A 26,078-nucleotide genomic window follows, 5' to 3' on the forward strand; every position below is an offset into this window, starting at 1 on the left:
GTCGTCACGCCCCCGGGAAAGCACCCTTCCGTGCTGACAAGCCTACCCGCCGGAGGGTTTGCGGTGAGTGGATCCGGCCGATACCGGCGTCCTTCCTTCCGGAACCCGACAGCCGCCGGCGATACGGGAAACCGGCCATCGGACACGGGCGAATCGTCGACGGGTCCCCTTCTCCGACGTATTGGGAGAGCGCTTCCCCGACAGCCGTGTGCCGCGCCCGCGTTCTGGCATTATGTGCCGTGTACCGCGATCTCCCGGGGGCCGCCGCGGAGGGTGACGGCGGCGCGGCGCCGCGACCGGCCGGTTCCCCGCGGTCCGCGGCGCACCGCCCCGGCCGGCGGTACCGACATCGTGAGGGGGAGCCCGGTGAAGCGCGACGTGGGCCGGACGACGAGGGATCTTCGTCGGCACAACCGCACGTCCGTGCTGTCCAAGCTCTATCTGCACGGCCCCGCCAGCCGTTTCGACCTGATGCACGCCACCGGCCTCAGCTCCGCGACCGTCAGCAACGTCGTCACCGCCCTGGTCGCGGACGGCCTGGTCGCCGAGGCCGGACTGCTGGACTCCGACGGCGGCCGACCCAGGACGCTGCTGGAGGTACGCCCCGGCTACGCGCGGGTCGTCGGCGTGGACATCGGCGAAACCCACGTCCAGGTCGGTCTGTTCGACTGGACGCTCGACACCATCGCCACCGCGACCTACCCCATGGACGAGGGCCACCCCGACCCGGCCGTACTCGCCGGGCTGGTGACCACCGGCATCGAGGAGGTCACCGGCCGGGCCGGCCTCGACCCCGCGAAGCTCCTCGGCGTCGGCGTCGGAGTGCCCGGTACGGTGCTGCCCGACGGACTGGTGCACGCTCCCACCCTCGGCTGGTCCGGCGTGCCCTTCGAAGCGCTGCTCCGCCCCCGGATCGCGGCCCCCCTGCACCTGGACAACTGCGCCCGCACTCTGGGCCAGGCCGAGATGTGGCGGGGCGCGGGGCGCGGCGCCGAACGGGCGATCGTCGCGCTCCTCGCGGTCGGCGTCGGCGCCGCGGTGGCCACCGGCTCGCCCAGCGGGGTGACCAGCACCACCAGCGAGTGGGGCCACACCGTCGTCCAGGCCGGCGGCGCCCCCTGCCGCTGCGGTTCGCACGGCTGCCTGGAGGCGTACGTCGGCGCCGAGGCCATCCTGCGGCACTACGAACACACCGCTGGAGCACCGAAGTCGGCGGTCACCGGCACCGAGGAGCGGATCGCCGCCCTGGTCGCCGGGGCCGCCCGGCCGGGAGCCGCCGCCGACACGGTGCGCTGGGCCGCCGAATACCTCGGGATCGGCATCGCCAATCTCGTCAACCTGCTCAGCCCGGACCGGGTGATCCTCTCCGGCTGGCTCAGCATGAGCCTGGGCCCCGCCATGCTCCCCGCCGTCCACGACGCCATGCGCCGCCACAGCCTCGACTACATGGCCGCCGCCACCCGCCTCGAACTCGGCCGGCTGGGCCAGGAGGCGGTCGCCCTCGGCGCGGCGACCCTGCCGGTGCACGAACTCCTCACGGCCGGTTAGGGCCCGTCGTCCGGATCTCCGCCGCGTCGCGGCGCCCCGGCACGCACTCCCCAGCGCTTCGCCTGGGGGTACCCCCAGCCGCGTTCTCGTCGGTCGACGACGTCCCCTCGGCCTTCGGCCGGGAGGTGCCCCCACCGCGTCGCCTCCCTCCTCCGCCCTGCGGCCGCACGCACCGGACATCGCTCCGCCATCCACGGAGATCCAAACGACAGGCCCCAGAGCCCGGGCGCGGGCTCCCGCGGCCGGGTACGGGGACGGTCCGTCGGTGGTCCCCGGTAGCGGTGCCGGTGGGGCGGGTGTGACGTTTTCGCGGCCGCGGGCGCTGTGAGGTGTAGGACCGCGCCCGGGCCCGATGGCCCGGCGGCACCGCGGACGACCCCGGGAGGCACGCGGTGGACAAGGCGGCGGAACGGTCCCGGACCACGCCCGAAGGACCATGGCCCGCGCCGGAGAGGGTCGAGCGACTGCTCGACGGCGCCCGCGCCGCACCCGGCGCGGCGGGGGAGTCACGGCTGGCGGAGCTGCTGCGGGCACTCACCGCGGCGGCGGCGGCCGACCGGGTCGATCCGGTACGGGAGCGGGCCGCGCTGTCGGCTTTCCGGACCGCCCGCGGACCGCGCGGGGCGGACGCGCGCCCGGTACGGCGTACCGGGCGCGGCTTCGCGCAGCCCGCCTGGCCGGCCCGGGCCCTGGCGGGCGGCCTGGCGGCGGTGTGCGCGCTCGGTGTGGTCACGATCGCCGCCGGGGCCGGAGCGCTGCCGGGTCCGTTCCGGGCCGGCGGGGTGCAGCATGCCGGGCCGTCCGCCCCGGTGACGGGAGAGCGCTCCCCCAGCCCGGGTCCGGACCGTACCCACGAGTCCGCACCGGACGGCGGCCGGGGCCCCCGTACCCCGCTGAGCGGTGCGCCGGCACCGAGCGTCCCGTCCGGAGCACCCGACCCGCGCGCCCTCTGCCAGCGGTACGCGCACGCGCTGCTGCCGGGCGGACGGCCCGACGCCGCACTCACCGACCGCCTGCGGCGCGTGGCCGGCGGCCGGGACCGCGTCACCGCCTACTGCCGGCGCTTCCAGGGCGGCCACCCCGCGCCGACGGCCGGCTCGCGTGTCGGCCCGGGCAAGGACCGGGGGACGGACCGGAAGGCGGAGCGGAACACGGACGGCACCGCGAAGGCGAACACCGATCCCAAGTCCGAGCGGGTGCCGGGGCGGGAGCCGGAACGCGGCGGCGCGAACCGTGACGTCCCGCGCCGGGACACCGCGAAGGGCCGCGCCGAAGGGCGGGCGGACGCCGACCGTCCCGCCGCGGCTGCCGACCCTCCGGACCGGTCCGGCACACCCGTGCCCGACCGCTCACCCGCATGCCGCCGGGGATGCGAAACGACCTGGGAACCGCCCGGTGGGAGCCCTGGCCGAGGAGGCGATCCGGCAGAGTGAGCGCATGGTGCCAGAGCTCCCCCCACCGGACGATCCGCATGTGCGGCACATGCGCCGGATGTTCCTCGCCGTCATCACGGCGAGCTTCCTCTTCCTGATCCCGTGGATCGGCTACCTCTCGGCGAGCCTGCCGAACCATCACGAGGTGGACCAATGGCGGCTGGCCTGGGTCGGTTTCGACGCCGCCCTGATCGCCGCGATCGGCGTCACCGCGGTGTGCGCCTGGCGGCGGCTGCAGATCTTCGTCCCCTGGGCGGTGGTGACCGCCACCCTGCTGTGCTGCGACGCCTGGTTCGACATCGTCCTGGACTGGAGCAGCGACGGACCGACCGGCTCCATCCTCACCGCGGGCCTCGCCGAACTCCCGCTTGCCGCCCTGCTGTTGTACGCGGCCAGGAAGATGATCCGGCTGACCGTGAGCGTCGCCTGGCGCCGGGCCGGCCGGACCGGACCCGTACCACCGCTGTCCCGGCTCTCGCTGGTCGTGCTGACCACCGAGGAGGAGCAGCGGACGCGGGACGCGCGGGAGCGACACGACCACGAGCACCCCGACGGAACGGAGAACTCCGACGATGACCACCGCCCTCCCCGCCGAACCACCTGACACCCGGGCCGGCTCCGCTCCTGGCACCGGTCCCGACCATGGCCTTGAGGTCCCGGACGCCGGTCCCGGGACGCCCTACGACGTGCTGGTGATCGGTGGTACCGGCGTCGACACCATCGTCCGGGTCGAGGAGTTCGCGATACCCGGCGGCGACTACCTCGGCGTGCCGCCGATTCGCGATTATGTGGCCCACACCGGCAACGGCGTGGCCCTCGGCTTCCACGCGCTCGGCCTGACCACCAAGTTCATCGACTTCCTCGGTGACGACCCGCAGGGCCGGATGATCCTGGACCACTACGCCGCGGTCGGCCTCGACTTCAGCCACCTGCCCGCGCCCGCCGGCACCCCGCGCAGTGTCAACCTGGTGGACCGGGAAGGCCGGCGCTTCTCCTTCTACGACGGCCGCCACCCCGAGGATCTGCGGCTGCCGCGTGAGTTCTACCTCCCGCACCTGGCCCGGGCCCGCCATGTGCACATCTCCCGCTCCACGCCCGCCCAGGACGTGTTCGCCGACGCCGTCCGCCTCGGGTGCGGCGTCTCCACCGATCTGCACGCCTGGGACGGGCGGGACGCCGCGGCCCACCCCTGGGCGTACGGCGCCGACCTGGTGTTCCTCAGCGCCGCCGGTGCCGGAGAGCGCATTCCCGAGGTGATGCGGCAGATCCTGGCGCACGGCAGGGCCACGCTGGTGGTGGCCACCGACGGCGCGGCGGGCTGCCTCGTCCTCGACCGCGGTGAGCAGGAGCCGCAGCGCTTTCCCGCGGTGCTGCCCGAGCGGCCGGTCGTGGACAGCAACGGCGCGGGCGACGCCTTCCTCACCGCCTTCCTGCGGGCCCGCTTCGCCGGCGCCGACCGCGCGGCCTGCGTACGTGCCGGATCGGTCTCCGGCGCGTACGCCTGCGGCAGCCCCGGCACCCATGAGGAGCTCATCGACGCCGCCTCCCTCGCGGCCGCCATCGGCCGGGCGCGCGATGCCTCCGGCGGCCCGGAACCGGTCCGCCCCTAGACACGGCCTAGCCGCCGGACTCGATCCGGCGGACCGCGGTGTCCAGGGCGGCGTCACGGGAGGAGTAGACCTCGCAGGCCGGATGGCCGTCGGGGGTGCGGGTGTGGTCGATCTCCCACAGGCTCAACTCGCTGCCGTCCAGCAGCAGAAAGGCGTGCTCGTACAAGGACCAGGACACCAGCCGGCCGGCGATCACCGCGCTGCGGCGGGTGACGATGCTGATGTCGTGCGCGATGGCGGCGTGCAGCCGCAGCAGTACGTCCTCGCCCGGCGCGTTGGCGTTGGTGGCCCGGCGCAACAGGCGCCAGGCGTGCTCGGGGGAGTCGCTCTCGGTGTACGCGCGGCGGAAGGCCTCCCTGCCGGGGACCAACAGGTCGTCCACCGCGTCGCGTTCGGCGTCCAGGGCGGTCGCCGCGGCCGGCCTCGCGCCGTTCACGGTGCCGAACGGCACCAGATCCGGGGGCAGTTCGACCGGCCCGGTGCTGGCGCCGAAAGCGGTGTCCACCTCCCACTCGGCGACCGCCAGATCCTCGCGGTCGCCGAACACCGCGTGGCGCAGGCGGTCGTCGGGACCGGTGTTGTGCTCCAGCTCCCACAGCACCCGTACTGCCCCGTCCGGCAGCAGGAAACTGTGCCGGAAGGTCCGGCGGTCCAGCCGCCGGGGCGGTCCCTTGGTGTGACGGCACGACTGGAGACCGCAGTAGTGCATCAGCGCGGACCGCACCTCGGCGAACTGCTCCGCCGCCCGCGCGCCGTTCTGCGCGCGAGCCAGTAAACCGGCCAGCTGTTCGCCGGGGCGGCCCCCGGTCCGTACGACTTCCACCGTCTGTGCGGGCTCTGGGTCCATCCGGCCCTCCCGGCTCCGACGTCACCAACCCTGCTGGCGACTCAGGGTAGTAGCGCCATCGCCGGTTGCACCGATGAACGCCGAGATTTTGGGCGTGCGGGGCCGGTACGCACGCCCCCATGGCCGAAAGGCCCCCAGGTCAGCCGCAGTCGGGGCCCGGCCCGCGCCATATTGCAAGGGCGGCGGCCTCGTACGTCCGTACGAGGAGATCACCTTTCCGGGGCCGGCCGGGGCGGGTGCCCGGACGGGTCAGCTCAGGTCGATGCCCGGGTAGAGCGGGAAGCCCGAGAGCAGGTCGGCCGCCTGGCTCGCCACCTTCTCGGCCACCGCCGGGTCCAGCACGTGATGCGCCTTCGACAGACCGCCCTTGGGTGCCGGGGCGGCGCTCGCGCCGGCCAGCACCGTGTCGATCAGCCCGGCGATCTCGTCCATCTCGGTCGTGCCGAGGCCGCGGGTGGTGAGCGCGGGGGTGCCGATCCGGATGCCCGAGGTGTACCAGGCGCCGTTCGGGTCCTGCGGCACCGAGTTGCGGTTGGTGACGATGCCCGCCTCCAGCAGCGCCGACTCCGCCTGCCGGCCGGTCAGCCCGTAGCCGGACACATCGATGAGCACCAAGTGGTTGTCGGTGCCGCCGGTGACCAGGGCGGCCCCGCGCCGGAGCAGGCCCTCGGCCAGCGAACGCGCGTTGTCCACCACGGCCCGGGCGTAGCCGCCGAACTCCGGCCGGGACGCCTCGGCCAGCGCCACCGCCTTGGCCGCCATCACATGGGGCAGCGGACCGCCGAGCACCATCGGGCAGCCGCGGTCCACATGCTCGGCCAGCGTGTCGTCGCACAGCACCATGCCGCCGCGCGGGCCGCGCAGCGACTTGTGAGTGGTGGTGGTCACGATGTTCGCGTGCGGCACCGGGTCGAAGTCGCCGGTGAGCACCTTGCCGGCCACCAGGCCCGCGAAGTGCGCCATGTCCACCATCAGCGTGGCACCCACCTCGTCGGCGATCTCCCGCATGATGCGGAAGTTGACCAGCCGGGGGTAGGCGGAGTAGCCCGCCACCAGGATCAGCGGCCGGAACTCGCGGGCGGACTCGCGCAGCGCGGCGTAGTCCAGCAGCCCGGTCTCCGGATCGGTGCCGTAGCTGCGCTGCTCGAACATCTTGCCGGAGATGTTGGGGCGGAAGCCGTGCGTGAGGTGGCCGCCGGCGTCCAGTGACATGCCGAGCATCCGCTGGTTGCCGAACTCGGCCCGCAGTGCCGCCCAGTCCTGCTCCGACAGGTCGTTGACCTGCCGGGCGCCGGCCCGGGCCAGCGCGGGGCTCTCCACCCGCTGTGACAGCACCGCCCAGAAGGCGACCAGGTTGGCGTCGATGCCCGAGTGCGGCTGCGCGTAGGCGTGGGCGGCGCCGAAGACGTTGCGGGCGTGCTCGGCCGCGAGCGCCTCGACGGTGTCCACGTTGCGGCAGCCGGCGTAGAAACGGCGGCCGACGGTGCCCTCGGCGTACTTGTCGCTGAGCCAGTTGCCCATCGTGAGCAGGACGGCGGGGGAGGCGTAGTTCTCACTCGCGATCAGCTTGAGCATCTCGCGCTGATCGGTGAGCTCGCTCGCGATGGCGTCCGCGATCCGCGGTTCCACGGACCGGATCACATCGAGCGCGCTGCGGTAGGCGATCGACTCGGGGGTGAGGGCGGCGCCGGACGAGGGGACGGCTGACAGCTCGGCCATGGGGTTCTCCGGTTCGAAGCGGGTTCGGAAACGGGACGGCCCAGGCGCACGGCTCTCGGTGGTGGTACGAACGAGCCGCTCCCCGATGGTTGACCCCATCCCAGCGCGCCAGTCACGGCTCGCCGCGAGCTTACCAACGCGGTTCCCGTCGGCGCGACCGTCGGCGCGGGCGTCGTCCCACCGCTGTCCCCGCTGTCGTCGCCTGTCGTCCCCGACGCCGTCCCGGCCGTGGCCGGTCGCCGGGCCGTCCGGCCCGCGCCGGCGGACCAGGTGTTTGGATGGGAGGCGAGCGGGGGCCGCCATCCGGGTGACGACCCGGCCGACCGGGCCGCCCCGACCGTACGACCGACTGGAGCGCCATGGACACGACCGCCCCGCCCGTCACCACCCGCGTCGGCGCGGGCACCGGGGTGATCGAACTCGACCGGCCCGCCGCGCTCAACGCGCTCGACCTCACCATGGTCCGGCTGATCACCGAAGCCCTGGAGAACTGGCGGAACGACCCGGGGGTGCGCTCGGTAGTGATCCGCAGCACCTCGCCCAAGGCCTTCTGCGCCGGGGGCGACATCCGGGCGATGCGCGACGCCGGGGTACGCGGCGACGACGCGGCGGTGGTCACCTACTTCTCCGCCGAGTACGCCCTGAACGCGATGATCGCCCGCTACCCCAAGCCGTACACCGCGCTCATCGACGGCTACGCCATGGGCGGCGGACTGGGCATCTCGGTGCACGGTTCGGCCCGCGTGGTGACCGAGCGGGCCGCGCTCGCCATGCCGGAGACCGCCATCGGCTTCTTCCCCGACATCGGCGCCAGCCATTTCCTGCCCCGGCTGCCCGGCGCGGTCGGCTGGTACCTCGCGCTGACCGGTCAGCGGATCGGGGGCGCGGCGGCCGTCGAGTGCGGACTGGCGACGCACTATGTGCCGGCCGCCGAACTGCCCGCGCTGGAGGCCGCCCTGCTGGCCGGCGGCGCGCCCGCCGCGACGACGGCCCGCTTCGCCGCCGAGGCGCCGCCCTCCGAACTCGCCGCGCACCGGCCCGCCGTCGAGCGCTGCTTCACCGCCCCCGACCTCGCCGGGCTGTACGACCGGCTCGCCGCCGAGGACGCGGACCGCGCCTGGGCCGACGAGACCCTCGCGACGCTGGAGCGGGCCTCGCCGATGAGCCTGGCCGTCACCTTCGACCTGCTGCGGGCCGGCGCCGGATCGAGTCTGGAGGACTGCCTGGCCCGTGAGCTGGACCTGGCCCGCCGGGTCGCCCACGCACCCGACTTCCACGAGGGCGTTCGGGCCGCGCTGATCGACAAGGACCGCGCTCCGGTCTGGTCACCCCATCCACTGCCCGCGATGTGAGATGCGGGTGTCATCATACGGACGCCGCGGCGTAGCGTGACCGCAGAACGCGCCGCGGCCGGAACACGCCGCGGCCCGCCCCGGAACCGACCACGGTTGGAGTGCCATGCCCCGCGAATGGGACGCCACGACATACGACTCCCTGCCGCTGCCGCACCTCGGCTGGGGCAGACGCACCCTGGCCCGGCTGCCGCTGCGGGGCGACGAGCGGGTGCTGGACGCGGGCTGCGGCACCGGCCGCGACACCGAGGGGCTGCTCGACCTGCTGCCGCAAGGACGGGTGGTCGCGGTGGACGCCTCCGTCCGCATGCTGGACCAACTGCGGTCACGGCTGGCCGGGCGGCTGGACCGGGTGGAGGTGGTACGCGCCGACCTGACCCGGCCGCTGCCCTTCGAAGGCGAGGTCGACGCCGTGTTCAGCGTGGCCGCCTTCCACTGGATCGAGGACCACGCCGCGCTGTTCGGCTCGCTCGCCTCCCGGATGCGGCCGGGCGCCCGGCTGGTCGCCGAGTGCGGCGGCCGCGGCAACATCGTCGCCGTCGACGCGGCCGTCGCCGACGTGCTCGGCGCCGGGCACCGGCCGGGCCCCTGGGAGTTCGCCGGCGTCGAGGACACCCGCGCCCGGCTGGCCGCCGCCTCCTTCACCGACATCGAGGTCCGACTGCGGCCGGACCCGGCCCGTTTCGAGCCGGGCGAGCAGGTGGAGGCCTTCCTGGCCACCGTCGTCCTGGGCGCCCATCTGGACGGCATGCCCGCCGAGGACCGGGCGCCCTTCGTCCGGGCGGTCGCCGCACGGCTGGCCGAGCCGGTCGTGGACTACGTCCGGCTGGAGATCACGGCGACCCGCGGCTGAGGACCGGGACCCCTGGAGGTACGGGCCTTGAGGCAGCGGTCCGGCCGGTTTCGGCATTGTTAAGGTGTGGCCGATCATCACTGCGGGCAGCGCGCCGCGCGGTCCCCGCCGACCTTCGAGGACGTGCAGGACGTATGGGCCCGATGAAGCGTCCCACCATCGCCGACATCGCCGCCGCGGCGGGCGTCTCCAAAGGCGCGGTGTCGTACGCGCTCAACGGCAAGCCGGGTGTCTCGGCGCGCACCCGTGAGCGGGTCCTGGAGATCGCCGCGCGGATGGGGTGGCACCCGAGCAGCGCCGCCCGGGCGCTGTCGGACGGGCGGGCGGGGGCGATCGGCCTGGTGGTGGACCGGCCGGCCTGGGTACTGGGCATCGAACCGTTCTTCATGCGGCTGATCTCCGGGGTGGAGGCGGGACTCGCCGCCACCGGCACCGCGCTGCTGCTCCAGGTGACCGAGGACGCCGAGGCCGAGGAGGCCGCGTACCGCCGCTGGTGGGGGGAGCGCCGGGTGGACGGGGTGCTGCTGGTCGACCTGCGCGAGCGCGACCCCCGGCTCGCGCTGCTCGCCGAACTCGGCCTGCCCGGCGTGGTGATGGGCCACGCGTCCGACGCGCCCGGCCTGCCCTCGATCTGGATCGACGACGGCGCCGCCGTCCGCGAGACGCTGGCCTATCTGGCGGCGATGGGGCACCGCAGGATCGCCCGGGTGGCCGGCCCCGAGCGGTTCGTGCACACCCGTGAACGGGGCGAGGTCTTCGAGGCGTGCGCCGCCGAACTCTCGCTGCCCGGCATCACCTGTGTGCACACCGACTACTCCGGCGAGGACGGCGCCCGCGCCACCCGCCGGCTGCTGTCCGGCCCGTCCCGGCCCACCGCGATCGTCTACGACAACGATGTGATGGCGGTCGCCGCGCTGAGCGTCACCCAGGAGATGGGCGTGCCGGTCCCCGCCGAACTCTCCCTCGTCGCCTGGGACGACAGCGAGCTGTGCCGGCTGGTGCACCCGGCGCTCACCGCCGTCGGCCGCCGGGTACCGGAGTACGGCGAGCGGGCCGCGGCGGCACTGCTCGCGCTGATCGGCGGCGAGGACGTGCCGGACACCCTGCTCGGCGCTCCGGTGCTGATGCCGCGCGGCACCACCGCGCCCGCCCCCGCCGCCGTCCGCCGCTGACCGGGGCCGCCCGCCGCCGCCGGACACCCGCTCGCGCCGGCACGCCCCCCGTCTCGTTCCTTTACCGGTCTGGACCAATACACCGCAGGTCATCGGCCCCCTCCCCGCCAACGCAGGTTTGTTTCACGGTGTTTCACCTTTTCCCTTTCCGGCCCGGGGCGAGTTCCACCCTGTCCGATGCCTTGACGGCCCCGGGGCCCGCTAGTTAAATCACGACGCGATATAAGTCGTGAAACAAGTTCTGAAACAAGCGTGCAGACCCCCTCGCTGCACGGTCGTTCATGTCAGGCCCATGCCACTGCCGAAAGGGCAACGACCATGAGCTCAGCGACCCGCCCCCGCGCGGGTGGATTCACCCTGCGACGTACCCTCGTCGGGATGCTGGCCGCCGTCGCGGCGGCCCTCACCCCCACCCTGGTCCTGCCGGCCACCGCGCACGCCGCGGGCGAGAGCGTGCAGGTCTACCTGACCACCACCACCGACGCCGGCGGCCGGACCGTCTCCAAGGGCCTCCAGCAGCAGACGCCGGTCTCCTTCACCGCCGGCACCGGCGGCGCCGGCCAGCAGATCACGGTCGACGAGAACACCAAGTACCAGCAGTTCACCGGCGGCGGCGCGTCCTTCACCGACACCGCCGCCTATCTGCTCAACTCCAGCGGCGCGCTGTCGGCGGCCACCCGCAACTCGGTGATGCAGAAGCTCTTCGACCCGGTCAACGGCATCGGGCTGGACTTCCTGCGCAACCCGATGGGCGCCTCGGACCTGGCCCGCGGCAACTACACCTTCGACGACATGCCGGCCGGTCAGACCGACCCCACCCTCGCGCACTTCTCCATCGCGCACGACCTGACCGACGTGCTGCCGCTCACCAAGCAGGCCCGTCAGCTCAACCCCGCCGTGACGGTGATGGCCACCCCGTGGACCCCGCCGCCGTGGATGAAGGACAGCGGCGCCTACAGCCAGGGCTGGCTGCAGTCGCAGTACTACGCCGCCTACGCGCAGTACTTCGTGAAGTACCTGCAGGCCTATCAGGCGCAGGGCGTGCCGATCGACTACGTGACGGTGCAGAACGAGCCGACCTGTTGCAGCGGTTACCCGTCGGCGCAGTGGAACGGCTCGGGTCTGGCGTACTTCACCAAGACCAACCTGCTGCCGGCGCTGCACGCGGCCGGGCTGTCCACCAAGGTCCTGGCCCTGGACTGGAACTGGGACTCCTACGCCAGCTACGGCGCCCCCACCGTGGACGACGCGGCGATCCGCAACGACCCCAACTTCGGCGGCATCGCCTGGCACGGCTACGAGGGCGACGTCGGCGAGCAGACCACGATCCACAACCAGTACCCGAACGTCCCGGCCTTCGACACCGAGCACTCCGGCGGCACCTGGATCGGCAACCAGCAGAAGGAGGACATGGAGAACCTGATCAACTACACCCGCAACTACGGGCAGAGCTGGGTCAAGTGGAGCCTGGCGGTCGATCAGAACATGGGTCCCCACAACGGCGGCTGCGGCACCTGCACCGGCCTGGTCACCGTGCACAACGGCGACAGCCGCAGCGGACAGGTCGACTACACCATCGAGTACTACACGATGGGCCACCTGACCAAGTTCGTGAAGCCGGGCGCCACCCGGATCGCCTCCACCGACAACTCCACCGTGCGCAACGTCGCCTGGCGCAACCCCGACGGCTCCAAGGCGCTCATCGCCTACAACGAGTCGACCGCCGCGCAGACGGTGCGGGTCAACTGGGGCAACGAGAACTTCTCCTACAGCCTGCCCGGCGGCGCCTCGGCCACCTTCACCTGGGCCGGCACCCAGGGCACCGGCACCGGCGGCGGCACCACCCACACCGGCACCATCACCGGCTACGGCGGCAAGTGCGTGGACGTCAACGCCGCCAGCAACGCCAACGGCACCGCGATCCAGCTCTACGACTGCAACGGCAGCACCGCCCAGCAGTGGACCGCGACCGGCGGCACCCTCCAGGCACTGGGCAAGTGCATGGACGTCAGCGCGGCCGGCACTGCCAACGGCACCCAGATCCAGCTGTACGACTGCAACGGCACCGGGTCGCAGCAGTGGACCAAGGGGGCCAACAACACGCTGGTCAATCCGCAGTCGGGCCGCTGCCTGGACGCGACCGGCCCCAGCTCCGCGAACGGCACCCGGCTGCAGATCTGGGACTGCACCGGCGCCGCCAACCAGCAGTGGACGGCACCTTCCTGATCCACTGCCCCATGAACGGCTCCAGGTGGACCTCTCACCGCCCGGAGTCGCGCTGAAGGAAGCAGCCGCCGGTCCGCGCCCAGCGCGGGCCGGCGGCTCGGCATGCCCACGAACAGGTGACCCCGAGCTCCACGGACCGGTGACGCGCCGTACCCGGGGTGATCATCGAACGGGGTAATCCGGGTGCCCCCTTCCGGGTGGCGGAACCGGGATCGCGGTGGGACAGCTGGCCGGGAAGCACCTGTTCGTCGCACCGGGTTCACTGAGTGTGTTGACCCGTGTGGCCCTGCGCGGGTAGGTCGCCGGGTCCGGAGCGGCCTAATCTGGACTGGCCGTTCACCGTTTCGCCCGCCATCGCCCCGCGCCCGGCGTCCTCCGCCACGAAGAGTCCCGCTCACGGCGGCCCCCCACCGCCGAACCTCCCGCGACGAGGAGTCCCCGTGACCGTCACCCGTACCGAGGACACCCTCTGGCAGCGTGTTCCCGGGCGGTCGGCCTGGCAGCGCACCACCCTGCGGACGGCGGCGGTGCTGCTGCCGATGGTGCTCGTCGCGCTCTTCCTCGTGCAGCAGTGGCCGCTGATCGACTCCAGTGCGGCGCGCCTGAGTTCGGCCGACCGCTACTGGCTCTCGGTGGCGGGTCTCGCCGCCTTCATGACCTGGGTGTGCTCCGCCACCGCCCTGCAGGGCGCGGTGGTCCGCAAGCTGCCGCCGCTGCTCCTGCTGGCCTCGCAGTTCGCCGCCTCCGCGGCCAACCACCTGCTGCCCGCCGGGGTCGGCGGAAACGCCGTCAGCCTGCGCTTCCTGATCCGCCGCGGGCTGACCCCGACCCACTCGGTGACCTCGCTGGCGGTACGGGCCGGCGCCGCCGGGCTCGCCCGGGTGGTGCTGCTGCTGACGGTGCTGCTGCTCTTCCCCACCGCCCTGCACTTCCACCGGCTGGCCCCGGGCGGCCTGGTGCTGCCCGGACAGCCGCTGCTGATCGCCGGGGTCGTGGTGCTGCTGGTGGTGGTGGCGATGCTGCTGCCGCGCTGCGCCCGCCTGCTGCGCTCACGGCTGCGCAGCTTCCTGACCTCGGTCGCCGACGATCTGCGGGCGCTGCACCACGACCGGTTCCGGGTGGCGGCGCTGTGGGGCGGTTCGCTGGCCTTCCCGCTGATGCACGCCTCCGTGATGGTCGCGGTGATCCGCGCGGTGCACGCGCCGGTCCCGGTCAGCGGCGTACTGGTGGCCTACCTCTTCGCGAGCACCGCGGCGGGCTGGCTGCCGACGCCGGCCGGCCTCGGCTCGCTGGACGCGGCGCTGGGCCTGGCGCTGGTGACGGCGGGCGCCTCGATGGTCGCCGCCACCTCGGCGGTCCTGGGCTACCGGCTGTTCACGGCCTGGCTGCCGCTGGTCCCCGGGGTGCTGGTGCTCGCCGTGCTGGTACGCCGCCGCGAACTTTAAGGTACAGACCTTTGCCGAAACCCTTGACGGTCGCTCGTCCCCACCACTTGAATCACGTCCTGAACTAAGACGTGAGCGAAGTCCCCCAGGGTGTTCGTCGCCCTCCATCCTGTCAGGAGCATGACATGAAGCGGACGGTGAACGGCCGATGAGAAGGTCCATCAGCATCCTCGCCACCACCGCGCTGGCCGCGGGAGCCCTCGGTGCCTTCGGCATCGTCCAGAACGCGTCCGGCGCCGACGCCGCCGGAGCCATCAGCGGCTACGGCGGCAAGTGCGTCGACGTGGCGGCGGCCAGCAGCGCCAACGGCGCCGCGATCCAGCTCTACGACTGCAACGGCACCACGGCGCAGAACTGGACGGTCGCCTCCGACGGCAGTCTCCAGGCCCTCGGCAAGTGCATGGACGTCACCGCGGCCGGCACCGCCAACGGCACCAAGGTGCAGCTGTACGACTGCAACGGCACCGCCGCCCAGAAGTGGACCGCCACCGGCGGAGAGCTGGTCAACTCCGGTTCCGGCCGCTGCCTGGACGCGACCGGCCCCAGCTCCGCCAACGGCACCCGGCTGCAGATCTGGGACTGCGCCGGCTCCGCCAACCAGAAATGGACCCTGCCGTCCGGCGGCGGCACCACCCCGCCGCCGACCAGCCCGCCGCCCGCCACCGGCGTCCCGGCCGTGGCCCCGTACCTCTACGAGGGCTGGGGCAACCCGCCCGACCCGGCCACCGTCATGAACGCCACCGGGGTCAAGTGGTTCACCCTGGCCTTCGTGCTCAGCAACGGCACCTGCAATCCGCAGTGGGACGGCGGCCGCCCGCTCACCGGCGGCGTCGACCAGACCACCATCAACAAGATCAGGTCGGCGGGCGGCGACATCGTCCCGTCCTTCGGCGGCTACAGCGGCAACAAGCTGGAGTCCTCCTGCACCAGCGCGAGCGCGCTCGCCGGGGCGTACCAGAAGGTGATCAGCGCCTACGGGCTCAAGGCCATCGACATCGACATCGAGGCGGATGCCTACAGCAACGCCACCGTCCAGCAGCGCACCGTGGACGCGCTGAAGACGGTCAAGTCCACCAACCCCGGCATCGCCGTCTACGTCACCATGGGCACCGGCCAGAGCGGCCCCGACACCGGCCTGATCAAGAAGGCGGCCGCCTCCGGCCTCACCGTCGACGCCTGGACGATCATGCCCTTCGACTTCGGCGGGGCCGGCCAGAACATGGGCACCCTCACCACACAGGCCACCGACGGCCTGAAGAACGCGCTCAAGAGCGCCTACGGCTACAGCGACGACCAGGCCTACCGGCACAGCGGAATCTCGTCCATGAACGGCATCACCGACAACAACGAGACCGTCACCGTCAACGACTTCCGTACCATCCTGGCCTACGCGCAGACCCACCACCTGGCCCGGCTGACCTTCTGGTCCACCAACCGGGACCGGCCCTGCCCGGGCGCCTACCCCAACGACGACACCTGCTCCGGAGTCTCGCAGCAGGCCTGGGACTTCACCCGCACCTTCGCCCAGTACAACGGCTGAGGGACGGGGCGGCCGGGTCGCAGGACCGGCCGCCGGGTGACACGACTCTCCGCTCCCCGCCGTACGGACATGGTTCTCGCGATGCAACCATGCCGCGCGGCCGGGGAGCGGAGGCACGCACGGACCGCGGCGGGGGGACAGGGCAGCGGGACGGCGGCCGCGGCTACTTGGCGTCCGCGTAGCTGCGCACGCTGTGCGTCTGCAACGGGAACGGCACCCGGGTGGCGCCGAAGACCAGCCGGCGGGCCTCCTCGCCCGCCGCCGTCACCGCCGCTTCCACCCGCGCCGCCAGTGCGGCGGGGGTGTGCACGATCACCTCGTCGTGCTGGAAGAACACCAGCCGCGCTTCGGGACCGGTCTCCGCCAGCCGGCGGCGCAGTGCCGCCAGCATCGCCAGCGCCCAGTCCGAAGCGCTGGCCTGGATCACGAAGTTGCGGGTGAACCGCCCCCAGGACCGGGCCGCCCGCCGGTCCGGCGAGGCGCCGTCGGCGGGATCGGCGGACTCGTCGAGAAAGCGGTCGGCGGAAGGCGTCGGAGACGTACGGCCCAGCTGCGACCGTACGGCGCCGCCCGCCTCGCCGGTGCGGGCCGCGGCCTCCAGCAGGGCCAGCGCCGAGGGGAAGCGGCGCCGCATCACCGCCAGCGGCTGGCCCGCCTCGCCACCGGTCTGGCCGTACATCGCGGCCAGCAGGCCGATCTTCGCCCGCCCCCGGTCGCCGTCGAAGGCGTCCTCGGCCAGCGCCGCGTACAGATCGCCGGCCGCCGCCGCCCGGGTGAGCCCCTCGTCCCCCGACATCGCCGCCAGCACCCGCGGCTCCAGTTGGCCGGCGTCCGCCACCACCAGCCGGTGCCCCGGATCGGCGATCACCGCGCCCCGCAGCAGCCGCGGGATCTGCAGCGCGCCGCCGCCGCGGCTGGCCCAGCGGCCCGTGACCACCCCGCCGGCCACATACTCCGGACGGAAGCGGCCGCCCGGTGCCCAGCGCTCGCGCCAGGCCCAGCCGTGCGCGACATGGATACGGGACAGCTCCTTGTAGCGCAGCAGCAGGGCGGCGGCCGGGTGGTCGATCCGGCGCAGCTCGTGGGAGCGGGTGGACGGCAGCTGGACACCGAGCCGGGCGAAGGCGGGCAGCACCTGCGCAGGGGAGTCCGGGTTGACCGGCTGGCCCAGGGCCTGCTGGACGCGGGCGGCGAGGTCCAGCAGCAGGGCGGGCCGCGCACCGGCCGCCGGGCGGGGGCCGAGCAGGGCGGTCAGCAGTTCGTCGTGGGCGGCGGCGCTCCAGGGCAGCCCGTCCTGGCTCATCTCCACCGCGGCCAGCGCACCGGCGGACTCGGCGGCGCACAGCAGCCGCATCCGGTCCGGGTGCTCGCCGGCGGCGATCCGGCGCAGCTGGGCCGCGTGCACGGCGATCAGCGCGGTCAGCGGATCGGTGCCCTGCGGCAGATGATGCCGGTCCGCCGCGAACAGCACCGGCTGGTCCTCCGCGCCCGGCTCGGGAGCGTCGGGTTGCTCCGGCAGTCCTCGCAGCCGTGCCCAGGCGGCCCCGAGCGCCCGGGGACGCCCGTGCCGCCCCTCCTGGCCGAGCAGCAGTGTCTCCACCAGCTTCACGTCATGGCACCGCGCCACCCGGGGCAGCCCCGGATAAACCTCGTCCGTCGCCGCCCACACCCACCGCGGCCGCTCCGCCGCCTCCCGCCGGAGCACCTCGGCGGCGAGATCCGCAACCGACTCCTCGGCGCCTACCGGCTCCCCGTCCTCCCCGACGCGGCGCAGTCTTCCCCCGGCCCCGACCGGATCGCTCATCACGACGACCCGCCCGCCGCGCCCACCGTCACCCGCCACGCCACCGACCCTATGCGCCGCCGCTGACAACACACTGCCGCGCGGCAGGCGGCCGCGGCCCCGCCTACGCCGACCCGCCCCGACGCGCCGCGGCGGTGCCGGACCCGTCCGACCGTACGGTCATGAGGGGTCCGGCACCGCCGCGGATGCCGTGGGAACACAGGCGTACGCCACCGGCCGGCGAGCGCCCGGCCGGGTGCCGCGCCGAACGGCACGCTCCCGCCGGTCAGTGCCCGGCGGGTGGAACGGCGTACCCCCTGGGGGTTACGCGTTGTTGTTCTGGGCCTCCGCCACGGACTTGTGCACCTCGTCCATGTCGAGGGCACGCGCCTGGGCGATGACGTCTTCGAGCGCGGGCGCGGGGAGAGCGCCCGGCTGAGCGAAGATCGCCACCTTGTCGCGCACGATCATCAGGGTCGGGATCGACTGGATCTGGAAGGCCGCCGCCAACTCCGGCTGCGCCTCCGTGTCGACCTTCGCGAAGACCAGGTCCTGATGCGTGCCCGACGCCTTGTCGTACACCGGGGCGAACATCTTGCACGGCCCGCACCAGTCGGCCCAGAAGTCGATGAGGACGAAGTCGTTCGAAGACACGACCTCGTCGAAGTTCTCCTTGGTCAGCTCCACAGTGCTCATGCCCTCCCCAACGAGCTCCGCCGCCCGGAAATTCCTCGCCCGCCGCCACCCGGCGTCCGCTCGTCCGCCTGCGCCGAACCGCCGCTGGTGGAGGCGTCGTCCGGCCCCTGAGCACTGCCCGAGGGGAGATGCTCCCGCCGACCCGCGCTCACGGCAGCGGCTGCGCCGGCCGCGGTCCGTCGTAGGACCCGTTGGGCCGCATCCGCAGCGGCCGCTCCCCGTACTCCTCCAGCGCGTGGGCGATCCATCCGGCCGTGCGGGCCACCGCGAACACCGTCTCGCCGGCTTCCACCGGCATGCCGGAGGACAGCGACAGCACGCCGAGCGCGAGGTCGACATTGGCGTGCAGGGGGGCGTCCCGGGCGGCGGTCGTCACCACGTCCCGGGCCGCGGCCAGCGCGTCCGCGGCGGCCGGTACCCGGTCGAGCAGGGCGAACAGCAGCCGGGCCCGCGGGTCCTCCCCGCGGTAAAGGGGGTGGCCGAGTCCCGGGACGCGCTGCCCGGCCCGCAGGTGCTCGGCGACCACCGGACCCGCGCCGCCCCGCTCCAGCACCTCGGCGAGCATCCGGTGGGCCAGCGCGCTGGCCTGGCCGTGCAGCGGGCCGTCGAGCGCGCCGAGGCCCGCCGACACCACCGCGTACGGATGCGCGCGGGCCGAGGCGGCGACCCGGGCGGCCAGGATGGAGGCGGCCAGGTCGTGGTCGATGAGCAGGGCCAGGCCCGCGTCGAGCACCCGCAGCGACGCCTCGTCGGAGGGCTGCGCGGTCAGCCGCGACCACAGCCGCTGGGCCAGCGGGCCGCCGCCGCGGTGCGGCGGGCCGAGCGGCGGCAGCGCGTCCACCATCGTCGGGATGAGCGAGCGCGCCGAGCCGAGCACGGCCTCCTGCGAGAGGTCGAAGCGCAGCGGGTCGGCGGTGGCCGCCGCGACCACCGCGACCCGCAGCCGGTTCATCGGGCCGCAGTCGGCGGGCAGCGAGGCGACCGTCCTGCGGGCCGCCGACAGCGGCTGCGGGGGAGCGGTGAAGCGCACCCCGCGCCGGAGCACCCCCGTCCACAGCCACTCGGCCACCTCCTCGTAGGCGTACGCCTCGGCCAGCGCGACCGCGTCGACGCCGCGGAAGTAGTAGCGGTCGGCGTCGATCAGGGTGATGCCGGTGCGCACCTGGGTCCAGCCGGCCGCCGCCCCGCCGGTCAGCCCGGCCGCCGGTCCGGTGGCGGACTCGGGCGGAGCGGGACGGCCGCGCCGGGCCAGCGCCTCGACCTCGGCCGGGTCGAAAGTGCTGCCCCGGCCGCCCGCCGCCCGCTTGCTGCCGAGCTGGCCGCGGCTGACATAGGCGTACAGCGTCTCCGGTTTGACGCCGAGGCGGCCCGCCGCCTCGCGGGTGCTGATCCGGCCGTCGCCGCCGGTGCCCGCGCCGCCGTCCCGGCCGCCGCCGCTACCGCCATTCGTAGGGTCGGCCGCCGCGGCGGGCCTGTCGGGACCGGCCTCGTTCGCCGAATCCGCCCATTCTTCCGTCATGTGCACACCGTACCGGGACTGTTTCCGGAATCCATATTGATTCGATCAACATTGACACGCTCGAAATCAATGATAGACAGTCAAGTCAATAGTCAAGGAGGAAGACCATGCCGACCGCCGAACGCAAGGCTCCGATCGACGTACCCCGAGGTCTCAAGGGCGTGATCGTCGCCGATACGTCACTCGGTGACGTCCGCGGCGCCGAGGGCTTCTATCACTACCGGGAGTTCTCCGCGGTCGAACTGGCGGAGAACCGCAGCTTCGAGGACGTCTGGCACCTGATGTCCGACGGCACGCTGCCGGACGCCGCCCGGCGGGCCGCTTTCACCGCCGAGACCGCCGCGCTGCGGCACCTGTCCGCCGACGTGCGCGCGGCGCTGCCCGCGATCGCCCGCGGCACCGCCTCGGCCGGGCCGCTCGCCGGACTGCGGACCGCCTTGTCGCTGGCCGGCGCCGCGGCGGGCTTCCGTCCGCTCTACGACATCGACCCGCCGCGCCGCCGGGCCGACGCGCTGGCCGCCTGCGCCGCCGTACCCACGCTGCTGACCGCGCTGCACCGGCTCGGGCGGGGACTCGAACCGGTCGAGCCGCGTGACGACCTGCCGTACGCGGCGAACTACCTCTACATGATCACCGGGCAGGAGCCCGATCCGGCCAGGGCGCGGGCGATCGAGCGCTATCTGATCTCCACCGTCGACCACGGCTTCAACGCCTCCACCTTCACCGCCCGGGTGATCGCCTCCACCGGCGCGGACCTGGCCGCCTGCCTGGTCGGCGCGGTCGGCGCGCTGTCCGGCCCGCTGCACGGCGGCGCGCCCAGCCGCGCGCTGGACACCCTGGACGCCATCGGTACGCCGGACCGGATCGACGACTGGCTGCGCGAGCACATCCTGGCCGGTGACCGGATCATGGGCTTCGGCCACCCGGTCTACCGCACCGAGGACCCGCGCTCGCGGATGCTCAAGGCCATCGCGCGCGGCCTCGGCGGCGAGCTGGTGGACTTCGCGGTGCGGGTCGAGGAGCGCGCCGAGGCCCTGCTCGCCGAGCTGAAACCCGGCCGCGAGCTGCACATCAACGTGGAGTTCTTCGCCGGGGTGGTGATGGAGCTGTGCGGGCTGCCCCGCGAGATGTTCACTCCCACCTTCGCCGCGGCCCGGGTGGTCGGCTGGAGCGCGAATATCCTGGAGCAGGCCGAGGACAGCAAGATCATCCGGCCCGCCGCCCGCTATGTCGGGCCGCCGCCCGCGCAGCCGGTGCCGCTCGCCTGACGTCGCGACCGTCGCACCCTATGCTCCATACCGACCAGTCGGTAATCTCTGCGGAGAGGTTCTGCCGCCCGGCAGAGCCGCGTCCCCGCGGAGGAGTCCAGCGTGCGCGCCATCCAGATCACCGAGTTCGGCGGCCCCGAGGTGCTCCACGAGGCCGAGCTGCCGGACCCGGTGGCGGGCCCCGGACAGCTGCTGATCCGGGTCGACGCCGCGGGTGTCAACTACGCGGACACCCACACCGTCGACGACTCCTACCTCTCCCGCGCCGCGCTGCCCCTGGTACCCGGCGGCGAGGTCGTCGGCCGCACCCCGGACGGCCGCCGGGTGGTCGCCCTGCTCACCGGCAACGGCGGCTACGCCGAGCAGGCCGTCGCACCCGAGCGACTGGCCGTCGAGCTGCCGCCGGGCATCACCGACGGACAGGCGCTGGCGGTGGTCGTCCAGGGCCTCACCGCCTGGCACCTGCTGCGTACCGCCGCGCGGCTGGCCGGCGGCGAGAGCGTGGTGGTGCACGCGGCGGCCGGCGGCACCGGTTCGCTCGCGGTACAGCTCGCCAGGGCGTACGGCGCCGGGCGGGTGATCGCCACCGCCTCCTCCAAGGACAAGCGCGACCTGGCCCTGGAGCTCGGCGCCGACATCGCGATCGACGGCGGACCCGAGGAGCTCAGGGAGCGCCTGATCGAGGCCAACGGCGGACACAAGGTCGACGTGGTGCTGGAGATGACCGGCGGCCCGGTCTTCGACGCCTCGCTCGCCGCGCTGGCGCCCTTCGGCCGGCTCGTCACCTACGGTATGGCGTCCAGGGTCCCGGCCACCCCGATACAGGCGGCGCGGCTGATGGGGCGCTCACGCTCGGTCGTCGGCTTCTGGCTGGCCCACTGCCTGAGCCGCCCCGGGATGTACCACGAACCGATCGCCGAACTCCTCGAAATGGTCGGCGACGGCCGCCTCAGGCCGCAGATCGGCGGGGTGTACCCGCTGGCCGAGGCCGCCCGCGCGCACCGGGATCTGCGGGCCCGGCGCACTTCCGGCAAGCTCGTACTCGATGTGACCGGCCGGGAATGACCAGCTCAGCGGCCTGATGACGCGCCCCGGATGCCCTTCCCCGCCCCTCTGAGGCCGTGGAAGGGGCCCGCGGTGGGTAAAACTCCGGACAAGGCACCCGAAGGGCGGAACCCCTCGGGTCGCTCCCGTCGTTGCAACAATTGGGTAGATACACCATTGAGGGCTGTATCCATTCACGGAGCACGTCGGGTCGCGGCCGGTGACCCGCGCCCCGCACGACTCGGGAGGGGCATATGAACCGTAACCGCTTCGCGCCAGACCGGGGACTGACGACCCGGATGGTCGTCACGATGTTCCTGATCGGACTGCTGTACGTCGTCTTCGTCGGCGCCCTGCTGGTCCTGCTGCAAGGGTCCTGGCCGGTGATCCTGGTGATCGCGGGCATCTTGTTCATCGCCCAGTTCTGGTTCAGCGACCGCATCGCCGCCTTCAGCATGGGCGCCCACGAGGTCACCCCCGAACAGGCGCCCGAGCTGCACGGCGTCGTCGACCGGATCTGCGCGCTCGGCGACCTCCCCAAGCCCAGGGTGGCCATCGCCGACTCCGACGTGCCGAACGCCTTCGCCACCGGCCGCAACCAGAAGAACACCCTGGTGTGCGCCACCACCGGCCTGCTGCGACGGCTGGAGCCGGACGAGCTGGAGGGCGTGATCGCGCACGAGCTCTCGCACGTCGCGCACAAGGACGTCGCCGTCATGACGATCGCCTCCTTCCTTGGCATCCTGGCCGGTGTCGTCACCCGGATCGGACTGTGGGGCGGCTTCCGGCGGGCCCGCGACCCCGGCACCGCCGCCCTGGTGGTCCTGGTGCCGCTGGTCAGCGCGGTCGTCTATGTGATCAGCTTCCTGCTCACCCGGATGCTGTCGCGCTACCGCGAGCTGTCCGCCGACCGCAGCGCCGCGCTGCTCACCGGCCGCCCCTCCTCGCTGGCCTCCGCCCTGACCAAGGTCAGCGGTCAGATCGCCGCCATCCCCACCCGGGACCTGCGCAAGGTCGAGCCGTTCAACGCGTTCTTCTTCGCGCCGGCCCTCAGCGGCGGCCCGTCGATCTCCCGGCTGCTGTCCACCCACCCCACCCTCGAAAAGCGACTGGAGCAGCTCGGCCGGATCACCCTCGAACTGGACCGCCGCTGATGGGTCTGCTGGACGTACTGCTGGGCCGCACCAAACCCGTCCGCCCCGATCTCGACCAGCTCTTCGGACTGAGTTCGGCCGCCATCACCCTGGAGGCCGCCAGCGAGCTGCGGCCCACCGGGCTGGGCTCGGTGTGCTTCGCCGCGGTCGAGGGCGGCGCCTTCGCCGAGATGCGCCAGGATCTGGACGCGCTGCTGTCGGTCGAGGCGACCCAGGACTCCTACGGCTACACCTGGCTGATGTCCCGGCACGACCCGGCGGCGATCACCGACCTCGTCACCGATCTGCACGCCGTGAACTCCGCGCTGGAGGAGCACGGATTCGGGCCGCAGCTGCTGTGCTCCCTGGTCGGCTTCAAGGACCCGGCCGGCCGGTCGCTGGCGCTGGTCTACCTCTACAAGCGCGGCAGCTTCTACCCCTTCGCCCCGCTGCCCGACGAGAAGCGGGACAGCGCGCTGGAGCTCCAGGTCAAGGCACTGGTGGTGAACGATCTCCGGCTGGAGAACGATCTGTCCCGCTGGTTCCCGGTCTGGGGCGCCCCGGGCCTGTGAGGCCGTTCGCGAGGTCACCGGGCGGGGCAGACGAGCCTATGGTGGTGATCGTCGCCGACCGAATACGTCCTGGAGGCAAGTGCATGACCCTTTACGACCCGGCCACCGTCAAGATCAGCCCGACCCCGTGGGTGGCCGAACAGGCCCGCCGCTACGAGGAGTCGAACGGCGCCGAGGGCACCGACCTGAACGGCTCGCCCTGCCTGCTGCTGGACTACCGGGGCCGCCTCAGCGGTGACTGGCGCCGCACCGTGCTGATCTTCGGCCGTGACGGCGACGATTACCTGATCGTCGCGTCCAAGGGTGGCGCGCCCGAGCACCCCGTCTGGTTCCTCAGCCTCCAGGAGCACCCCGAGGTGCATCTGCGGGTGCTGGACGAGCGGTTCGCCGCCCGCGCCGAGGTGCTGTCGCCCGAGGAGAAGGCCCGCGTATGGCCGCACCTGCTCGAGGTGTACGCCCCGTACGAGGAGTACCAGAAGAAGACCGACCGGGACATCCCGGTGATCAGGCTCAGCCGGATCTGACCCGGGCGGGGGCCCGGCGCCCTCGCTCCCCACGACCCCGGTAAGGGGCGCCCGCTCTTGGCGGGCGCCCCTTACCCATGAGCGCGGGACCCGCCGCACTCGTCACTCGTCAGAACCGGCCGCCAGGACCGGGCGATCATCAGGGCGCGATTGTCGGGGCGCGCTGTCAGGACCGGTCGTCCAGGCAGGCCTTGAGGGAGTCCAGAGCGGCCGCCAGCCGGGGCGAGCCGCACTGGCGGGACAGCCGCGCGGCCTCGCGGCCGAGCACCCGGGCGCCGTCGATGTCGCCGGTCAGCGCGCGGGCCTCGGCGGCGCGGGCCGAATAGAGGCTGCGGTCGCGGAGAAAGGCCGGGTCCTGCTGCGCCAGGGCCCGTTCGAGCAGCGGCCCGGCCTCGTCCGCCGCCCCCAGGTCGAGCAGCGACTGGCCGTTCTGGGCGGCGAGTTCGGCCCGGTCGAACCAGTAGAGCCACGGCGGCCCCGGGTCCTTCCCGGCCGCCTCCAGCCGGCGTTCGGCCTCGGCGGCGGCCCGCCGGAAGGCGCCCTCGGCGCCGAGCGCGGCATGCGCCCGGCCGAGCCGGCTCGCGGCCAGCGCCCGCACCACCGGGGGAGCGCCGCCGGCCGCCCGTACCGCCGCCTCCGCCGCGGCCACCGCCTCCTGCGGCCGGCCGGCGATCACCGCCTGCAGCGCCAGGCCCCCCCACAGCGCCACGGCCATAGCGCGGTCCCCTGCGGTGTGCGCCAGCCGGAGCCCGGTCAGATAGTGGCGCTGCGCGGCGCTGTGCCGGCCGGTGTCGGTGGCCGCCCACCCGCCGAGCTGGGCCAGATCGGCCGCCGTCCGCAGCAGCCGGGTCTGTGTGGCGCGCGGCTGCGTACCGCGGCTCAACAGCCCGCACACCAGCCGCAGATCGGCCTGCACCCGATGCCGTACGGCGCCGCCGCCCAGCCGGTCGTCCAGCTGCCGCAGCCCCAGCACACCGGCTTCGAGCCAGGCCACCACGGTGCCGTCGACCGCGGCGGGACCGTCGTCCCGCTCCATCGCGGGCTCCGCGCCCTGGGCCGGCACCCGCCGCGCCCCGCCCCCGAAGGACGCGTCGGTCAGTCCCGGACGCGGCGCCACCACGGGAGGTTCGGCGGGCCGGGCCGCCGGATCACCGCCGCCCGTGGCGGCGGCCGCCGCGCCCCCTGCCGCCGCCCCGACGACCAGGCCGGCCGGCCCGGCCTCCGCCCGGGCGGCGTCCCAGTCGGCTATCGCGTCCAGCAGCGCCCGCTCGTCCGCGATCGGGAAACCGCGCGGGTCGGAACCGCCGTCGTCCACCAGGGAGGTGAGCGCGCTCAGACTGCCCTCGGCGGTCCAGGGCAGGCCGTCCGGCATCCCGCCGTGGGCCGGGAGCCAGCGCGGCCACGGGCGGGTCTCCAGCTCCCTGGCCGGGATGCCCAGTGCCCGGGCCAGCGCGCGCTGGCTGTCGGCCTCCGGGACCACCCCCCAGTGCTCCCACCGCCACACCTTCTCCCGGCGCGCCGCCATCGGCACCCCGAGCGCGCGGGCGTGGTCGGCGATCACCCGGGCCAGGTCCTGATAGCTCCAGCCGTGTCTTCGCCGCACATAGGCGAGCGGGTGTGCGGACGCGGCGGAGCCTTCCCCTGCCACGTTGCTGCCTTCCATGCCACCTGGTCCCCACTGCGCGGCGCTCACCGCGCCGCGCCGCCGCACGCCCCTGCCGTACTTGCGATCAGGCTTTCGAATATCAGGAAGTCGGCTTCCGGCGCCAGCCGGAGGCCGTCACCAGCGCCGTT

Annotated in this window: 21 protein-coding genes and 1 riboswitch; of the genes, 15 read left to right on the forward strand and 6 right to left on the reverse strand. The window is 73.5% G+C overall.

Features of this window, described 5'->3' with window-relative positions:
* The first annotated feature begins 366 nt into the window (after positions 1-366).
* The 4 genes from ACFO3J_RS07820 to ACFO3J_RS07835 all read left to right on the forward strand — a co-directional run bounded on the left by ACFO3J_RS07820 (position 367) and on the right by ACFO3J_RS07835 (position 4,591).
* Entirely contained in the window at positions 367-1,548 is a 1,182-nt protein-coding gene (locus tag ACFO3J_RS07820; RefSeq protein ID WP_386427472.1) for an ROK family transcriptional regulator, read from the forward strand.
* A 392-nt stretch (positions 1,549-1,940) separates the two neighbouring features.
* Entirely contained in the window at positions 1,941-2,981 is a 1,041-nt protein-coding gene (locus tag ACFO3J_RS07825) for a hypothetical protein (RefSeq protein WP_386427474.1), read from the forward strand.
* A gap of 4 nt (positions 2,982-2,985) precedes the next feature.
* Positions 2,986-3,585 carry a hypothetical protein gene (locus tag ACFO3J_RS07830; RefSeq protein WP_386427476.1) on the forward strand — a complete coding sequence of 200 codons (600 nt, stop codon included), beginning with the start codon at positions 2,986-2,988 and terminating at the stop codon, positions 3,583-3,585.
* Entirely contained in the window at positions 3,554-4,591 is a 1,038-nt protein-coding gene (locus ACFO3J_RS07835; RefSeq protein WP_386427478.1) for a carbohydrate kinase family protein, read from the forward strand. The genes ACFO3J_RS07830 and ACFO3J_RS07835 overlap by 32 nt, the downstream gene beginning before the upstream one ends.
* Positions 4,592-4,598: 7 nt before the next feature.
* Here ACFO3J_RS07835 and ACFO3J_RS07840 read toward each other — a convergent pair whose 3' ends face one another.
* A complete protein-coding gene (locus ACFO3J_RS07840; protein WP_386427480.1) occupies positions 4,599-5,438 on the reverse strand; it encodes a DUF6227 family protein in 840 nt (279 codons plus the stop codon).
* 249 nt (positions 5,439-5,687) lie between these two features.
* Positions 5,688-7,157: a glycine hydroxymethyltransferase gene (locus tag ACFO3J_RS07845; RefSeq protein WP_386427482.1), complete on the reverse strand. Its 1,470-nt coding sequence runs from the start codon at positions 7,155-7,157 to the stop codon at positions 5,688-5,690.
* Positions 7,158-7,188: 31 nt separating this feature from the next.
* Positions 7,189-7,283: riboswitch (ZMP/ZTP riboswitch) on the reverse strand.
* Between the two features lie 233 nt (positions 7,284-7,516).
* Here ACFO3J_RS07845 and ACFO3J_RS07850 point away from each other — a divergent pair.
* The 6 genes from ACFO3J_RS07850 (at position 7,517) to ACFO3J_RS07875 (ending at position 15,745) form a co-directional block, all read left to right on the forward strand.
* On the forward strand, positions 7,517-8,509 hold the full coding sequence (locus tag ACFO3J_RS07850; RefSeq protein WP_386427484.1) for an enoyl-CoA hydratase/isomerase family protein: 993 nt from the start codon (positions 7,517-7,519) through the stop codon (positions 8,507-8,509).
* Between the two features lie 106 nt (positions 8,510-8,615).
* Positions 8,616-9,362, forward strand: a complete 747-nt coding sequence (locus ACFO3J_RS07855; RefSeq protein WP_386427486.1) for a class I SAM-dependent methyltransferase — start codon at positions 8,616-8,618, stop codon at positions 9,360-9,362.
* Between the two features lie 143 nt (positions 9,363-9,505).
* Positions 9,506-10,534, forward strand: coding sequence for a LacI family DNA-binding transcriptional regulator (locus ACFO3J_RS07860; RefSeq protein WP_386427488.1), 1,029 nt, complete (start codon positions 9,506-9,508; stop codon positions 10,532-10,534).
* Positions 10,535-10,852: 318 nt separating this feature from the next.
* On the forward strand, positions 10,853-12,760 hold the full coding sequence (locus tag ACFO3J_RS07865) for a ricin-type beta-trefoil lectin domain protein (protein ID WP_386427490.1): 1,908 nt from the start codon (positions 10,853-10,855) through the stop codon (positions 12,758-12,760).
* A gap of 440 nt (positions 12,761-13,200) precedes the next feature.
* Positions 13,201-14,205 carry a lysylphosphatidylglycerol synthase transmembrane domain-containing protein gene (locus tag ACFO3J_RS07870; RefSeq protein WP_386427492.1) on the forward strand — a complete coding sequence of 335 codons (1,005 nt, stop codon included), beginning with the start codon at positions 13,201-13,203 and terminating at the stop codon, positions 14,203-14,205.
* 148 nt (positions 14,206-14,353) lie between these two features.
* The gene (locus ACFO3J_RS07875; RefSeq protein WP_386427494.1) at positions 14,354-15,745 is read left to right on the forward strand and encodes a ricin-type beta-trefoil lectin domain protein; all 1,392 of its coding nucleotides are present in this window, start codon (positions 14,354-14,356) and stop codon (positions 15,743-15,745) included.
* Positions 15,746-15,908: 163 nt separating this feature from the next.
* Here the strand turns inward: ACFO3J_RS07875 and ACFO3J_RS07880 are convergent, their stop codons facing one another.
* From ACFO3J_RS07880 to ACFO3J_RS07890, 3 genes are all read right to left on the reverse strand, one after another.
* Positions 15,909-17,549 (reverse strand): bifunctional 3'-5' exonuclease/DNA polymerase, encoded by a 1,641-nt coding sequence (locus ACFO3J_RS07880; RefSeq protein ID WP_386427811.1) that lies wholly within the window; start codon positions 17,547-17,549, stop codon positions 15,909-15,911.
* A 303-nt stretch (positions 17,550-17,852) separates the two neighbouring features.
* Positions 17,853-18,224, reverse strand: coding sequence for a thioredoxin (trxA, locus tag ACFO3J_RS07885; RefSeq protein WP_386427496.1), 372 nt, complete (start codon positions 18,222-18,224; stop codon positions 17,853-17,855).
* 148 nt (positions 18,225-18,372) lie between these two features.
* Complete coding sequence (locus tag ACFO3J_RS07890) at positions 18,373-19,743, reverse strand: citrate/2-methylcitrate synthase (RefSeq protein WP_386427498.1); 1,371 nt, start codon at positions 19,741-19,743, stop codon at positions 18,373-18,375.
* 107 nt (positions 19,744-19,850) lie between these two features.
* On the opposite strand from ACFO3J_RS07890, the gene ACFO3J_RS07895 reads away from it, so the two are divergent.
* The 5 genes from ACFO3J_RS07895 (at position 19,851) to ACFO3J_RS07915 (ending at position 24,284) form a co-directional block, all read left to right on the forward strand.
* Positions 19,851-21,011 (forward strand): citrate synthase, encoded by a 1,161-nt coding sequence (locus ACFO3J_RS07895; protein WP_386427500.1) that lies wholly within the window; start codon positions 19,851-19,853, stop codon positions 21,009-21,011.
* Between the two features lie 102 nt (positions 21,012-21,113).
* Complete coding sequence (locus ACFO3J_RS07900) at positions 21,114-22,076, forward strand: quinone oxidoreductase family protein (protein ID WP_386427502.1); 963 nt, start codon at positions 21,114-21,116, stop codon at positions 22,074-22,076.
* Positions 22,077-22,309: 233 nt separating this feature from the next.
* Positions 22,310-23,209, forward strand: coding sequence for a zinc metalloprotease HtpX (gene htpX, locus ACFO3J_RS07905; protein WP_386427504.1), 900 nt, complete (start codon positions 22,310-22,312; stop codon positions 23,207-23,209).
* Positions 23,209-23,760 carry a PspA-associated protein PspAB gene (gene pspAB, locus ACFO3J_RS07910; RefSeq protein WP_386427506.1) on the forward strand — a complete coding sequence of 184 codons (552 nt, stop codon included), beginning with the start codon at positions 23,209-23,211 and terminating at the stop codon, positions 23,758-23,760. Before htpX ends, pspAB begins: the two co-directional genes overlap by 1 nt.
* A gap of 83 nt (positions 23,761-23,843) precedes the next feature.
* Positions 23,844-24,284 carry a nitroreductase family deazaflavin-dependent oxidoreductase gene (locus ACFO3J_RS07915; RefSeq protein ID WP_386427508.1) on the forward strand — a complete coding sequence of 147 codons (441 nt, stop codon included), beginning with the start codon at positions 23,844-23,846 and terminating at the stop codon, positions 24,282-24,284.
* Positions 24,285-24,450: 166 nt separating this feature from the next.
* On the opposite strand, the gene ACFO3J_RS07920 is transcribed toward ACFO3J_RS07915, so the two are convergent.
* Positions 24,451-25,947, reverse strand: coding sequence for a hypothetical protein (locus ACFO3J_RS07920; protein ID WP_386427510.1), 1,497 nt, complete (start codon positions 25,945-25,947; stop codon positions 24,451-24,453).
* Positions 25,948-26,078: the final 131 nt, after the last annotated feature.

Origin of the sequence: Streptomyces polygonati (assembly GCF_042650325.1) — a bacterium.
GTDB lineage: Bacteria > Actinomycetota > Actinomycetes > Streptomycetales > Streptomycetaceae > Actinacidiphila > Actinacidiphila polygonati.